General features: G+C 71.7%; 12 protein-coding genes. 10 read left to right on the top strand and 2 right to left on the bottom strand.

Annotated features, from left to right (window positions below; translation table 11 throughout):
• Positions 1 to 101: 101 nt before the first annotated feature.
• On the top strand, positions 102 to 923 hold the full coding sequence (locus QTI33_RS02055) for an aldo/keto reductase (protein WP_286504091.1): 822 nt from the start codon (positions 102 to 104) through the stop codon (positions 921 to 923).
• Here the strand turns inward: QTI33_RS02055 and QTI33_RS02050 are convergent.
• Entirely contained in the window at positions 920 to 1798 is an 879-nt protein-coding gene (locus tag QTI33_RS02050) for an alpha/beta fold hydrolase (RefSeq protein ID WP_286504090.1), read from the bottom strand. The genes QTI33_RS02055 and QTI33_RS02050 overlap by 4 nt on opposite strands.
• A 20-nt stretch (positions 1799 to 1818) precedes the next feature.
• Complete coding sequence (locus QTI33_RS02045) at positions 1819 to 2640, bottom strand: DODA-type extradiol aromatic ring-opening family dioxygenase (RefSeq protein WP_286504089.1); 822 nt, start codon at positions 2638 to 2640, stop codon at positions 1819 to 1821.
• A gap of 93 nt (positions 2641 to 2733) precedes the next feature.
• On the opposite strand from QTI33_RS02045, the gene QTI33_RS02040 reads away from it, so the two are divergent.
• From QTI33_RS02040 to QTI33_RS02000, 9 genes are all read left to right on the top strand, one after another.
• The gene (locus tag QTI33_RS02040; protein ID WP_286504088.1) at positions 2734 to 3627 is read left to right on the top strand and encodes a LysR family transcriptional regulator; all 894 of its coding nucleotides are present in this window, start codon (positions 2734 to 2736) and stop codon (positions 3625 to 3627) included.
• 68 nt (positions 3628 to 3695) lie between these two features.
• Positions 3696 to 5579: an ABC transporter ATP-binding protein gene (locus QTI33_RS02035; RefSeq protein WP_286504087.1), complete on the top strand. Its 1884-nt coding sequence runs from the start codon at positions 3696 to 3698 to the stop codon at positions 5577 to 5579.
• 326 nt (positions 5580 to 5905) lie between these two features.
• Positions 5906 to 7288 (top strand): DUF2868 domain-containing protein, encoded by a 1383-nt coding sequence (locus QTI33_RS02030; protein WP_286504086.1) that lies wholly within the window; start codon positions 5906 to 5908, stop codon positions 7286 to 7288.
• Positions 7285 to 8694 (top strand): GTPase/DUF3482 domain-containing protein, encoded by a 1410-nt coding sequence (locus QTI33_RS02025; RefSeq protein WP_286504085.1) that lies wholly within the window; start codon positions 7285 to 7287, stop codon positions 8692 to 8694. Before QTI33_RS02030 ends, QTI33_RS02025 begins: the two co-directional genes overlap by 4 nt.
• 53 nt (positions 8695 to 8747) lie before the next feature.
• Positions 8748 to 9506 (top strand): glutamine amidotransferase, encoded by a 759-nt coding sequence (locus QTI33_RS02020; protein ID WP_286504084.1) that lies wholly within the window; start codon positions 8748 to 8750, stop codon positions 9504 to 9506.
• A gap of 119 nt (positions 9507 to 9625) precedes the next feature.
• Complete coding sequence (locus QTI33_RS02015) at positions 9626 to 10264, top strand: CDP-alcohol phosphatidyltransferase family protein (protein ID WP_286504083.1); 639 nt, start codon at positions 9626 to 9628, stop codon at positions 10262 to 10264.
• 7 nt (positions 10265 to 10271) lie between these two features.
• Positions 10272 to 11933: a phospholipase D family protein gene (locus QTI33_RS02010; RefSeq protein WP_444814791.1), complete on the top strand. Its 1662-nt coding sequence runs from the start codon at positions 10272 to 10274 to the stop codon at positions 11931 to 11933.
• A gap of 26 nt (positions 11934 to 11959) precedes the next feature.
• On the top strand, positions 11960 to 12574 hold the full coding sequence (locus QTI33_RS02005) for a histidine phosphatase family protein (protein WP_286504081.1): 615 nt from the start codon (positions 11960 to 11962) through the stop codon (positions 12572 to 12574).
• A 20-nt stretch (positions 12575 to 12594) separates the two neighbouring features.
• Positions 12595 to 13554: a DnaJ C-terminal domain-containing protein gene (locus tag QTI33_RS02000; protein ID WP_286504080.1), complete on the top strand. Its 960-nt coding sequence runs from the start codon at positions 12595 to 12597 to the stop codon at positions 13552 to 13554.
• The last annotated feature ends 5 nt before the right edge of the window (positions 13555 to 13559 follow it).

Below are 13559 nucleotides of genomic sequence, written 5' to 3'. Positions count from 1 at the left end.
CCGTCCTCACCCGCGGCGCGCTGCTTCGCCTCGGCGCGGCGCTCTCGCTGTGCGCCGCCTGGCCAGGAGCCGCCTCAGCCCAGCCCCCGGGAGTCCAGCGCATGAACACCCGCCCCATCCCCAGCACCCGCGAAGCCCTGCCCGTCGTCGGCTGCGGCACCTGGATCGGCTTCGACGTCGCGCCCGGCAGCGCCGAATACCAGCGGCTGCCCGGCGTCATCGAGGCGCTGTTCGCCGCCGGCGGCTCGGTGCTCGACAGCTCGCCGATGTACGGCCGCTCCGAGGCCGTGACCGGCGACCTGCTGGCCGCCTCGCCCCAGCGCGTCAAGGCCTTCATTGCCACCAAGGTCTGGACCTCCGGCCGCGAGGCCGGCATCGCGCAGATGGAGCAGTCCTTCCAGCGCCTGCGCACCGAGCGCATCGACCTGATGCAGGTGCACAACCTGGTCGACTGGCGCGTCCATCTCAAGACCCTGCGCGGCTGGAAGGAGAAGGGCCGCGTGCGCTACATCGGCATCACGCACTACACGGCCTCGGCCCATGCCGAGGTCGAGGCCGTGCTGCGCGCCGAGAAGCTCGACTTCCTGCAGATCAACTATTCGCTCGATGCGCCCGAAGCCGCCCAGCGCCTGCTGCCGCTGGCGGCCGAGCGCGGCGCGGCCGTGATCGTCAACATGCCTTTCGGCGGCGGGGGCCTGCTGCGCCGGCTGCGCGACAAGCCCCTGCCCGCCTGGGCCGCCGAGATCGGCTGCAGCAGCTGGGCCCAGGTGCTGATCAAGTTCGTGCTGAGCCATCCGGCCGTGACCTGCACCATTCCCGGCACCAGCCGGCCCGAGCACATGGCGGACAACGCGGCGGCCGGCGCGGGCGCGTTTCCGGACGCCGACTTCTGGCGGCGCCATGCGGCGTCGGTGTCGTCCTAATCCAGGAAGCGCAGCAGCGCCGCGTTGAACTCGCCGGCCCGCTCGAACTGCACCCAATGCCCGGCACCGTCGATCACCACGCCTTCGCGCAGCGGATGTCCTGCCGCGAGCTGTGCCACCAGGGGCCGCGAATCGGCCGTGACGTCATGCTCGCCCCACAGCAGCAGCTGCGGCCCGCCGATCGCGTCGAGCGCGGCCTGCAGTCCGCCAGACAGCGAGACCTCCTTGCTGCGAAAGCGGGTGCCATGGCAGGAGATGTCGTGGATCGCGAAAGCCAGCGCGTCGATGGCCGACTTGTCATGCAGCATCAGCGCCGCCAGGTTGTGCAGCAGCGCGGCACGCTCCTGGTCGCGGTCCTCGGCGGCGCGCCAGTTGATCATCTCGACCGTCATGCGCCGCAGCGTGCCGTGGCCGCCGCTGCCCACGAGCACCATGCGCCGGATGTGGCCCCGGCGCTGGCCGAACTTGGCGGCCACCAGGCCGCCGAACGAGAAGCCGCCCAGATCGACCTCGGTCCCGGCACCGATCAGGCGGTCGAGCGTCGCCGAAAGCAGGTCCAGCAAAGGGTCGACCGCCGCCTGGCCCGCCCGCGGCGCCGGCGGCGCATCGGATTCGTTGAAGCCCGGCAGGTCGGGCAGCCACAGCGTGCGCGAGGCCGCCAGCGCCTCGACGTTGCGCAGCCAGTGCATCCAGCTGCCATGGCCGCCGTGCAGCAGCACCAGCGGAGGCCGCGAGCTGTCGCTGCCGAAGCGGCGCCAGCGCACGCGCAGGCCATCGTGCTCGACGTCGTGGAGGGTGGCCAGCGCATCGATGCGCGCGATCAGGTCGAGCGCACCGGCTTCGGCCTGGGGATCGAAGGTCGAGAAATAGGGCACCGCCGCATTGTGCCGCGGGCTCAGGCGGAAGCCGACCCGAAACGGAAGCTCGACACCGAGATCCCGCCCATGAACGCATCCTCGTGATAGACGCGCTCGCCGGCCTCGCCCTCGGCCGCGCCGACCGCGACCATCAGCGGGATCAGGTGCTCCTCGCGCGGATGGGCGATCCGGGCCGCCGGCGCCGCCGCCCAGTGCAGCAGGCGCTCGACGCGCTCGCCGGGCGCCGCATCGACCACCGCCTCGTCGAGCCAGTCGTCGAAGGCCTTCGAGACGTCGCGCGCCTGCGGACCGAAATTGCGCAGGTTGTGATAGCTCAGGCCGCTGCCGACGATCAGCACGTTCTCGTCGCGCAACGGCGCTATCGCCCGGCCCAGCGCGATGTGCTCGGCCGGATCGAGCCCGCGCCGCAGCGACAGCTGCACCACCGGCACTTCGGCCTTCGGGTAGATCGCCGCCATCGGCGAGAAGGTGCCGTGGTCGAAGCCGCGCTCGCCATCGAACGCCGCCGGCAGTCCCGCCGCCTCGAGCAGCGACTGCACGCGGCGCGCCAGCTCGGGCGAACCGGGCGCGTCGTAGTGCACCTGGTAGGTGTGGGCCGGGAAGCCGCCGTAGTCGTAGATCATCGGCGGGCGCGGGCTGCCCATCACGGTGAAGGCGGGCTCTTCCCAATGGGCGGACACCATCAGGATCGCGGCCGGCGTGCGGCCGATCTGGCGCGGCATGTCGGCCAATGAGGCTTCGAGCCTGGCGTAGGTGGCGCCCATTTCCTTCTTCATCCACGGCCAGGGGCCGCCGCCGTGCGAGATGAAATAGGTGGGCAATCTGGAAGTCGTGGTCATGGAAGGCTCCTTGGAAGCCAAGTCTAGAGATTTCCCTTCAGGAAATCGATAGGCTAGGATTCATCGATTCGTTTCCCAGGAGGAAATCATCAAATGGACCGCCTGACCGGTTTGCGGGTCTTCAGGGAGGTGGTGGAGTCGGGCAGCTTCGTCGCCGCTGCCGAGCGCCTCGCCATCTCGGCCCCCATGGCCAGCAAGCATGTGGCGCAGCTCGAGAAATCGCTCGGCGCCCGCCTGCTGCATCGCTCGAGCCGGCACCTGAGCCTGACCGAGGCGGGCCAGGCCTGGTACGAGCAGAGCCGCCGTGCGCTCGACCTGCTCGACGCCGCCGAGAACGCGATCGGCCGGAAGAACGAAGCACCGCGCGGCCAGCTCAAGGTCAGCGCGCCCGTGTGGTGCGCCACGCCGCGCTTCGCCGCCGTGCTGGCCGGCTACCGTGAGCGCTTTCCGGAGGTGCTGGTCGACCTGCACCTGGAAAATCGCAAGGTCGATCTCGCGGCCGACGGCTACGACCTCGCGCTGCGCGCCACGCAGGAACTCTCGCCGGCGCTGATCGCCCGGCCGCTGTGCACCCTTCAGTTCCACCTGGTGGCCGCGCCCGCCTGCATCGCCCGCGCCGGCCTGCCGCGGCTGCCGGCCGACCTGGCGAAGCTCGACGCCATCGTGCCGAGCTACGTCAGCATCGAAGGCCTGGCGCTCAAGGACGGCAAGGGCCGCCAGGCGCCGCTGCGGCTGCAGCCGGTGATGAAGTCCGACGACACCACCTTGACCCTGCACGCGGTGCGCGCCGGCATCGGCATGGCCTTCCTGCCCGAATGGCTGATCGACGACGACCTGGCGCAGGGCCGGCTGGTGCGGCTGGTGCCGGACTTCAAGGCCCCGGCGGTGACCTTGTTCGCGGTCTACACCAGCCGGCAGTACATGGCGCCCAAGCTGCGCAGCTTCATCGACTTCCTCGGCGAGCGGCTGGGCGCCGCCGTCGCCTGACAAATCCCTTTCGTGCGCGCAGCCCCGTGGCCGCCGCTACAGTGACGCCTCACTGGAGACCGTCCGCCTTGTTCCGCTTCTTCGAAAAACTGCTTCCCGCCTACCCCGCCGCCGAACCCGAATTGCCGCCGCGCGGCCTCCTCGCCTTCCTGTGGGCCTGCACCCAGGGCCTGCGCGGCAAGATCGCCGCGATGGCGCTGCTGACGGCCGCGATGTCGGCCTTCGAGGCGCTGCTGTTCGCGATGCTCGGGCGCATCGTCGACTGGCTCGGCGGCCAGGTGCCGGCACGGCTGTGGGAAGAGCGCGGCACCACGCTGATGTGGCTGGCCTTCGCGCTGGCGGCGAGCATCGCCGTGGTGGGCCTGCAGACCATCGTCAAGCACCAGACGCTGGCGGTCAACCTGCCGATGCGGCTGCGCTGGAACTTCCACCGCCTGATGCTCGGCCAGAGCATGGCCTTCTACCAGGACGAGTTCGCCGGCCGCATCACGGCCAAGGTGATGCAGACCGCGCTGGCGGTGCGCGAAACCATCTTCGTGCTGGCCGACGTGCTGGTCGCCATGGTGGTCTACGTGGCGACGATGATCGTGCTGGCGGCGGTGCTCGACCGCCAGCTGATGCTGCCCTTCCTGGTCTGGCTCGCGTTCTACATCGGCTCGCTGGTGTTCTTCGTCCCGCGCCTGGGCAAGGTCGGCAAGGCCCAGGCCGATGCGCGGGCCTCGATGACCGGCCGCGTCACCGACGCCTACACCAACATCGCCACCGTCAAGCTGTTCTCGCACACCCAGCGCGAAGCCGGCTTCGCGCGCTCGGCCATGAAGGAGTTCATGGGCACCGGCTATGCCCAGATGCGGCTGGTGAGCGCCTTCGAGATCGTCAACCACACGCTCAGCATGGGCCTGACCGCCGGCATGGCGGGCACCGCGCTGTGGCTCTGGTCGCAGGGCGCGGTCGGCGTCGGCGCGGTGGCCGCGGCGACCGCGATGGCGCTGCGCCTGCAGGGCATGTCGCACTGGATCATGTGGGAGATGACCAGCCTGTTCGAGAACATCGGCACCGTGCAGGACGGCATGAACACGCTGTCGCGCCCGCGCACGGTGCTCGACGCCGCCGACGCGAAGACGCTGGAAGTCCCGCGCGGCGAAGTGCGCTTCGAGCATGCCAGCTTCCGCTACGCCGATGCGGGCCGCCGCGTCATCGACGACCTGACGCTCACGGTCGCGCCGGGCGAGAAGATCGGCTTGGTCGGCCGCTCCGGCGCCGGCAAGTCGACGCTGGTGAACCTGCTGCTGCGCTTCCATGACCTCGACAGCGGCCGCATCCTGGTCGACGGCCAGGACATCGCCCACGTCACCCAGGACAGCCTGCGCGCCCACATCGGCATGGTGACGCAGGACACCTCGCTGATGCACCGCTCGGTGGCCGACAACATCGCCTATGGCCGGCCCGATGCCGGCGAGATCGCGATCCGCGCCGCCGCCGAGCGCGCCGAGGCGCACGAGTTCATCCAGACGCTGGGCGACGCCAGCGGCCGGCGCGGCTACCAGGCCCACGTGGGCGAACGCGGCGTGAAGCTGTCGGGCGGCCAGCGCCAGCGCATCGCGATCGCCCGGGTGATGCTCAAGGACGCGCCGATCCTGCTGCTCGACGAGGCCACCAGCGCGCTCGACTCCGAGGTCGAGGCGGCGATCCAGGCCAGCCTCTACCGGCTGATGGAAGGCAAGACGGTGATCGCGATCGCGCACCGGCTGTCGACCATCGCGGCGATGGACCGGCTGATCGTGCTCGACCAGGGCCGGGTGGTGGAGGAAGGCGACCACAAGACGCTGCTGGCCCGCGGCGGCCTCTATGCCCGGCTGTGGGCGCACCAGAGCGGTGGCTTCCTCGGCGACGGCAACGACGAGGACGACGACCAGGAGAGCGGTGCGGTCGAGGAGCCCTCGACGGTCTGACTCGGGAGTCCTACAGGGGGCGATGACCGCCGACTACACACAGCCGCACGGGGAAGCGCGCACAGTGGATGCGTCTTCAACAAAGAGGAGTTTCCACCGTGAATTCCATCATCTACATCGTCGGTCTGGTCGTGGTCGTGGTTGCAGTGCTGTCGTTCTTCGGCCTGCGCTGATCGCGCCCGTTTCCTCTTTTTCCGCCCTCCAGCGGGGGTTCACGGGGTCGCTTGCGGCCCCGTTTTTCATGGCCGGGCGGCGCGGCTTCGACGGGCATAATTTCGCGCTCCACCCCGGTGCGCCGACACCGTTCCCCGTTGTGAAGGAAGCCGTTGAATTCCGTTGCGCCCCGCTCGTCGTTCCAGGACGCCGCCATCACCGAGGCCGTCCAGTTGATCGAGGCAACGGGGCCGCTCGACGACGCACAGGCGGTGCGCCAGGCCATCGCGCTTCATGGCGACGCGGCGGCCCGCATCGCCGAACGCGCGCGGCTGCTGGGCCGGCGCCTCGGGCTGCAGGCCGAACTGGCGCGCGCCCGCGCCTGGGCGCCGTGGGTGCTGCTGGGCCTGGTGGCGCTGATCGTGGTCGCCGGGCTCACGCTCGCGGGCAACGTGCTGGGCGGCGGCCAGCGGCAGATCAACGTCGTGGTGGCGCTGGCCAGCCTGCTGGGCCTGCACCTGCTCACCCTGCTGCTGTGGCTGGCGGGGCTGGTGCTGCCGCTGGGCGCTTTCCAGGCCTCCTTCGGCTGGCTCTGGCTGAACCTCACGGCCCGGGTGGCCGGCGGCCGGCGGGGCCAGGCCCCGGTGCTGCTGCGGGCCATCACCCGGCTGCTGGCGCGCGCCCGGCTGCTGCCCTGGGCACTGGGGCTGGCGAGCCATGCGATCTGGACGCTGTCGTTCGCGGTCGTGCTGGCGGCGTTGCTGTTCGCGCTGGCCTTCCGCAACTACACGCTGAGCTGGGAAACCACCATCCTCGAACCCGGCTTCTTCGTGCACAGCGTCCAGCTGCTCGGGCGGGCGCCGGCCTGGCTGGGCTTTCCGGTGCCTGATGCGCAGGCCGTGCTGTCGCCGCTCGCGGCGGCTTCGGGCCAGCGAGCCTGGGCCTTGTGGCTCACCGGCTGCATCGTGGTCTACGGGCTGCTGCCGCGGCTGGCGCTGGCGCTGCTGAGCGCCGCGGTCTGCGCCCAGCGCAGCAAGGCGCTGCAACCCGACCTGTCCGAACCCTATTTCCAGCGGCTGCTGGCGCGTTTCGAGGCCCTGGCCCCGCGCCAGATCGTCGATGCCGATCCCGGCAGGACCGCGCCCGGCCGGCCCGCGCACCTGGCGGCCGGCGACACCGCCGACGCCCTGGTCGCGATCGGCTTCGAACTGCCGCCGGAACAGGACTGGCCCCCGGCCGCGCTCGCAGCCGCCGCCACGCGCGCGCTGCGCATCGACGGCAGCGCGGCACAGCGGCGCGAACTGCTCGACACGCTGGCGCGCCTGCGCCCGCGCCGCGCCGTGATCGGCTGCCGCGCCGCCGCCAGCCCGGACCGCGGCACCGAGCGCTTCCTGCGCGAGGTCATGGCCCTGTGCGGCGAATGCCGCCTGTGGCTGCTCGGCGCGCCCGACGACAGCGCCGCCCGCTCGCGCTGGCAGGCCTGGCTGGCGGACGCCGGCTTGGACGCGCTCGGCGCCGAAGCAGCCCCGGAGGCCGTGATGCACGGCTGGGCATGACGGCGCCGATCCGCATCGCCGTGGTCGGCCATGCCAATGCCGGCAAGACTTCGCTGCTGCGCACGCTGACGCGGCGCGTCGACTTCGGCGAGGTGTCCGAGCGCCCCGGCACCACGCGCCATGTCGAGGCGGTCGACCTGCGGGTCGACGGCGCGGCCGCCGTCCGCTTCCTCGACACCCCGGGGCTGGAGGACGGCGTGGCACTGCGCGAGCACATCGACGGCCTCGACAAGGCGGCCACGCCGCCCGAGCGGATCCGCCTGTTCCTGCAGGGGCCGGAGGCGCACGGGGTGTTCGAGCAGGAGGCGAAGGTGCTGCGCGCCCTGCTCGAGGTCGACGCCGCCTTCCTCGTGATCGACGCGCGCGAGCCCGTGCTGCCCAAGTTCCGGGCCGAGATCGAACTGCTCAACGCCTGCGCGCGTCCGGTACTGCCGGTGCTGAATTTCGTGCGCGATGCCGCCAGCCGCGAAGCGGCCTGGAAAGAGCTGCTGTCGGCCTACGGGCTGCACGTGGTGGTGCGCTTCGATGCGGCGGCACCCTTCGTCGGCGCCGAGCGCGAGCTCTACCGCGACCTGGCGACCCTGCTGCGCGACCGCCGCGCCCAGCTCGACCGGGTGGCCGAATCCCTCGAAGCGGAGGCGGCCCAGCGCCGCCAGGCCGCCAGCACGCGCATCGCCGAGTTGCTGGTCGATGCCGCATCGATGCGGCGGACCGCCTCGGCCGACGCCTTCGCCGACCCGCCGACCCGCCAGCGCCTGATCGCCGGACTGCAAAAGGCCGTGTTCGACAAGGCGCAGCGCTGCGCCGACGACCTGCTGGCGCTCCATGGCTTTCGCGAAGGCGACGCCGACGAAGCCGCATTGCCGTTGCTAGAAGGCCGCTGGGCCATGGATTTCTTCCACCCCGAGGCGCTGAAGGATGCCGGCATCCTGCTCGGCAAGGGCGTGGCGGTGGGCGCCGCCGTCGGCGTGGTGGCCGACCTGGCGCTCGCCGGCCTGTCGCTCGGCGCCGGCGCGGCGCTGGGCGGCGCCATCGGCGGCGCGGTCTCGCAGGGCCTGGGGCCGTTGGGCCGCAAGCTGGTCAACAAGCTGCGCGACGTCCATGAGCTGACGGTCGAGGACCGGGTGCTGTTCGTGCTGGCGGCCTGGCAGCTCGAACTGCTGCGCGCGCTCGCCTCGCGCGGCCACGCCGCGGTCGACCGCATCGCGAACGCCCCCGGCGAGCCGGCCGCGGCGGCCCGGCGCGCGCTGGCCGAGCTGGTGCACGCGGCACAACCGGCGCGCAGCCACCCGGCATGGGAGGCCGGCAGCGGCCTGCGCTGGCGCGAGACGCCGCAGCGGCAGGCGCTGGTGGCCGCGGTCGCGCGCCAGGTGCCGGCCGCGCTCGCGGCCCTGGCCGGCCCCTGAGCCGGTCGACCCCACGCCCGCCGGGCGATCCGGATTCCGGCATCATCCCGGCCATGGAAAACACCCCTCCCCGCCCGCTCGCGATCATCAAGGTCGGAGAAACCTTCGACGCCTTGCGTGAACGGCGCGGCGACTTCGAACACTGGATGGCCGACGGCCTCGGCGACACCCGGCTGCCGGTCGTGGTGCTCGACCCGCGCCGCGGCGACGCGCTGCCCCCGCCCGACCGGATCTCGGGCGCCATCGTCTCCGGCTCGCATGCCATGGTCTCGCACCGCGCGCCCTGGAGCGAAGCCACCGGCCGCTGGCTCGCGCAGCTGGTCGCCCACGGCACGCCGGTGCTCGGCATCTGCTTCGGCCATCAGCTGCTGGCCGATGCGCTCGGCGGCGAGGCCGGCGACCACCCGGGGGGCCTGGAGATCGGCACGGTCGAAGTCGAGCTCCGGCCCGAGGCCGCCGACGATGCCCTCATGGGCGGCCTGCCGGCGCGCTTCGAGGCCCATGTGGTGCATCGGCAGAGCGCGCTGCAGCTGCCCGAAGGCGCGGTCCGCCTCGCCGGCAACGGCTTCGAGCCGACCCAGGCCTTCCGGGTCGGCGACCAGGCCTGGGGCCTGCAGTTCCATCCCGAATTCGACGCCGAGGTCATGCGCGGCTATGTCGACCACCTGGGCGACGACCTGCGCCGCCAGGGCCTCGATCCGGCGGCGCTGCGCGAGCGGGTGGCGCCGACCGCGCAGGCGGCCGGGCTGCTCGGCCGCTTTGCCCGCATCGCCGAGGCGCACGACGCCTTGGCGACAGCGACCGCGGGTTAGCACGCTTCGCAGGGCCGGTCCCTGTGCCCCCGCGGAGCCGGCTCGGCATCAGAATGCGACTACACACCCCGGCTCGCGGTTGAGCTATGGTGCAGTCGCATTTCTCCATGGAACCCAGCATGCCCACTTCAGCCCCCGCGCCGGCCCGCAAGCATTTCTCGATGATCCGCGGCTTCCATCTCGCCGATGCGTTCACGCTCGGCAACGCGGCCTGCGGCGTCGGCGCCATCTTCCTGGCCATGGCCTTCATGCGCAGCCAGTCGGTGGCGCATTTCCTCTGGGCCGCGGCGCTGGCGCCCGCGGCCTTCGTCTTCGATGTCTTCGACGGCCGCATCGCGCGCTGGCGCCAGACCCACTCGGCGCTGGGCCGCGAACTCGACTCGCTGGCCGACGTGATCTCCTTCGGCGTGCTGCCGGCGACCCTGGCCTTCGCGGCCGGCCTCGATGGCGGCTGGGACTGCGTGCTGCTGATCTATTTCGTCTGCTGCGGCGTGAGCCGCCTGGCGCGCTACAACGTCACGGCCGAAGCCCTCTCCGAAGGCGCGGACAAGGTCAAGTATTTCGAAGGCACGCCGATCCCGACCAGCGTGGTGCTGGTCGGCCTGCTGGCCCTGGCGGCCTGGCAGGGCCACATCGGCGACGCCATCTGGGGCGGCGCCTGGTCGATCGGGCCCTGGGTGCTGCATCCGCTCGCCCTGCTGTTCGGACTCTCGGGCACCTTGATGATCAGCAAGACGCTGCACATCCCGAAGCTGTGACGCCGCGATGACGGCCGGGCGCCGGCCTGCGGCTTCAACCTGCCTAGAATGGCCGCACAGTCACCGTCCGAAACGCGCCGTGCCCATTTCAGCCTCACGCGTCCTGATCGCCTTCGTTCTCGGCCTGCTCGTCACCGGCTGCGCCAGCCTGCCCGGCAAGGTCGAACGGACCGAGTCGCATGCCCTCGTCAACACGGCCGACAGCCGGCTGGCCAAGGCCTTCGGTCCCGCGGTGGCGGCCCACCCGGACCAATCCGGCATCCGTGCGCTGCAGTCGGCCGAGGACGCCTTCGCGGCCCGCATCCTGCTGGCCCGCCATGCCGACCGCAGCCTCGACCTGCAGTACTACATCTGGCGCAACGACACCACCGGCAAGCTCATGTGGCAGGCGCTGTGGGACGCGGCCGAACGCGGCGTGCGGGTGCGCGTGCTGCTCGACGACGCCAACACCGGCGGGCTCGACCCGATGCTGGCGGCGCTCGACGCCCACCCCCACATCGAGGTCCGGCTCTTCAATCCCTTCGCCAACCGGGGCCTGCGGGTCGGCGACTTCGCCCTCGACTTCTCGCGCGTCAACCGGCGCATGCACAACAAGTCCTTCACGGCCGACAACCAGCTCACGATCGTCGGCGGCCGCAACATCGGCGACGAGTATTTCGGCGCCAACATGGAAGTCGGCTTCCAGGACCTCGACGTGGTGGCGGTCGGCCCGGTGGTGCGCGAAGTCTCGACCGCCTTCGACCTGTTCTGGAACAGCGCCTCGGCCTATCCCGCCGCCAGCCTGCTGGCGCCGCCGGGCCCGGCCGCGCAGGCCGACCTGAGGGCCGGCTGGGACCAGGTCCACCGCGACCCCGAGGCCACGCGCTACCTCGACGCCGTGCGCCAGACGCCGCTGCTGCGCGACCTGAACGACGGCCGCCTGGCGCTCGACTGGACCAGCGCCCATGTCATCCACGACGACCCGGCCAAGGTGCTCGAGTCGACCGACCGCAGCGACCTGCAGATGATGCCGCTGCTGGTCGCGGCCTTCGGCCAGCCACGGCGCGAACTCGACCTGGTCTCGCCCTACTTCGTGCCCGGCAAGGACGGCACCGCGGCGCTGGTGAGGATGGCCGGCTCCGGCATCCAGGTGCGCGTGCTGACCAACTCGCTGGCGGCGACCGACGTCGGTGCGGTTCACGCCGGCTACGCCAAGTACCGCAAGGCGCTGCTCGAGGGCGGGGTCCGGGTCTACGAGCTGAAGCCCGGCGACGCCGTGCCGCCGCCCGAGAAGGACAAGGGCAAGGACGGCGAACGCGGCGGCGGACTCCCGGGCAGCGGCAGCCGCGGCAGCTCGGCTTCCAGCCTGCACGCCAAGACTTTCGGGATCGACCGCGAACGCATCTTCGTGGGCTCCTTCAACCTCGACCCCCGATCGGCCCGGCTCAACACCGAGATGGGCGTGATCATCGACAGCCGCAACCTGTCCGGCCAGCTGGCCCAGCAGTTCGACACCGTGATCCCGGCCAAGGCCTTCGAGGTGCGGCTGCAGGCGGACGGCCGTGGCATGGAATGGATCGAGCAGACGCCGCAGGGCCAGATGCGCTACACCACCGAGCCCGGCGCCGGCGCCCTCAAGCGGACCTGGATCGATGTCCTCGAAGTGCTGCCGATCGAATGGCTGCTCTGACTGCTTTCTACCCGGAACCCACCCGAATGAATCCCGGCCTGCTCCAACTCGCCACCCTGGCCGCCGCGCACCCGCTGGCGCCGGCCTGCGACCACTTCTACTTCCTGCGCCACGGCCAGACCGAGTGCAATGCGCGGCGCATCTTCCAGGCCGCCGACGAGCCGCTCAGCGCGCTCGGCCTGCAGCAGGCGGCGCGCGCCGCCGAGCTGCTGGCCGGCGAGCCGATCCGCAGCATCGTGAGCAGCAACGTGCAGCGGGCACTGACCACGGCGCAGGCGGTGTCGGCGCCGCACGGCATCGCGCCCTGGGTGCACGAGGGCCTGCGCGAGCGCCACTTCGGCGCGCTGATCGGCAGCTCGTCGGCGAACATCGACTGGGCCTGCGCGCCCGCGGGCGGCGAGACCCTGCCCGAGTTCGTGGCCCGCAAGCGGGCCGCCCTCGATGAGGCGCTCGCACAGCCGGCGCCGGTGCTGATCGTGGCGCACGGCGGCTCGCTCTACGTGCTGGCGGCGCTGCTCGGCGTGCCGGTCGACATGGGACTGCTCGGCAACGCCCAGCCGCTGCGCTTCGAACGCGATGGCGCCGGCTGGCGCGTCCGCTCGCTGCTGCAGCAGGTCGACGGCGGCGCCGCCATTGCCTGACAACGCTTCGCGGATCCGCCATGGACTTCAAGGACTACTACAAGACGCTGGGCCTCGAGCGCGGGGCCTCGGAAGACGAGGTGCGCAAGGCCTATCGCAAGCTGGCGCGCAAGTACCACCCCGACGTCAGCAAGGAAGCCGACGCCGACCAGCGCATGCGCGAGATCAACGAGGCCAACGACGTGCTGCGCGACAAGGAGAAGCGCGCCGCCTACGACCAGCTGGCCGACCATGTCGCGCGCGGCGGCAGCCCGGACGGCAGCTTCCGGCCGCCGCCGAACTGGGACGAGGGCTTCGAGTTCCACCGGGGCGCCAACCAGGGGCCGGCCGACCATGCGGACTTCAGCGAGTTCTTCTCCTCGGTGTTCGGCGCCGCCGAACGGCGCGGTGCCGAACGCCGCAACTACCGCGCCCGCGGCGAGGACCACCACGCGGCCATCGAGATCGCGCTGGAAGATGCGCTCAACGGTGCCGAGCGCGAGATCACGCTGCGCTCGCAGGAGCTCGACGCCCAGGGCCGGCCCGAGTTCAAGACCCGCACGCTGTCCGTCAAGATCCCGCCCGGCGTGCACCCGGGCCAGTACATCCGGCTGGCCGGCCAGGGCATGCCGGGCCACGGCGGCGAGCCGGCCGGCGACCTGTACCTCGAGGTGCGCATCGCGCCGCATCCGCTGTACCGGGTCGAGGACCGCGATCTCTACATGACGCTGCCGATCACGCCGACCGAAGGCGCGCTCGGCGCGCAGGTCAAGGTGCCGACGCCGAGTGGCGGCGTGGTCGAGGTCACGGTGCCGCCGAAGGCGCGCAACGGACTCAAGCTGCGCCTCAAGGACCGCGGCCTGCCGGGCAAGCCGCCGGGCCACCTGTATCTGCTGCTGGAGATCGCCCTGCCGCCGGCCGACACCGACGCCGCGCGCAAGGCCTACGAGCAGCTCGCCCAGGCCGCGCCCTTCGATCCGCGGCGCCATCTCGGAGTGTGACGACC

It is taken from the genome of Variovorax davisae (genome assembly GCF_030316845.1).
Lineage (GTDB): Bacteria > Pseudomonadota > Gammaproteobacteria > Burkholderiales > Burkholderiaceae_C > Variovorax > Variovorax davisae.
Note: the sequence above shows the minus strand (reverse complement) of the source record. Positions and strands in the feature narration are given on the sequence as shown.

Bases quoted from the DNA above. Each gene is read 5' to 3' on its own strand.
- QTI33_RS02055 (WP_286504091.1), top strand. From the start codon at position 102: ATGAACACCCGCCCCATCCCCAGCACCCGCGAAGCCCTGCCCGTCGTC.
- QTI33_RS02045 (WP_286504089.1), bottom strand. From the start codon at position 2,640: ATGACCACGACTTCCAGATTGCCCACCTATTTCATCTCGCACGGCGGC.
- QTI33_RS02000 (WP_286504080.1), top strand. From the start codon at position 12,595: ATGGACTTCAAGGACTACTACAAGACGCTGGGCCTCGAGCGCGGGGCC.
- QTI33_RS02025 (WP_286504085.1), top strand. From the start codon at position 7,285: ATGACGGCGCCGATCCGCATCGCCGTGGTCGGCCATGCCAATGCCGGC.
- QTI33_RS02010 (WP_444814791.1), top strand. From the start codon at position 10,272: ATGACGGCCGGGCGCCGGCCTGCGGCTTCAACCTGCCTAGAATGGCCG.
- QTI33_RS02040 (WP_286504088.1), top strand. From the start codon at position 2,734: ATGGACCGCCTGACCGGTTTGCGGGTCTTCAGGGAGGTGGTGGAGTCG.
- QTI33_RS02020 (WP_286504084.1), top strand. From the start codon at position 8,748: ATGGAAAACACCCCTCCCCGCCCGCTCGCGATCATCAAGGTCGGAGAA.
- QTI33_RS02005 (WP_286504081.1), top strand. From the start codon at position 11,960: ATGAATCCCGGCCTGCTCCAACTCGCCACCCTGGCCGCCGCGCACCCG.
- QTI33_RS02015 (WP_286504083.1), top strand. From the start codon at position 9,626: ATGCCCACTTCAGCCCCCGCGCCGGCCCGCAAGCATTTCTCGATGATC.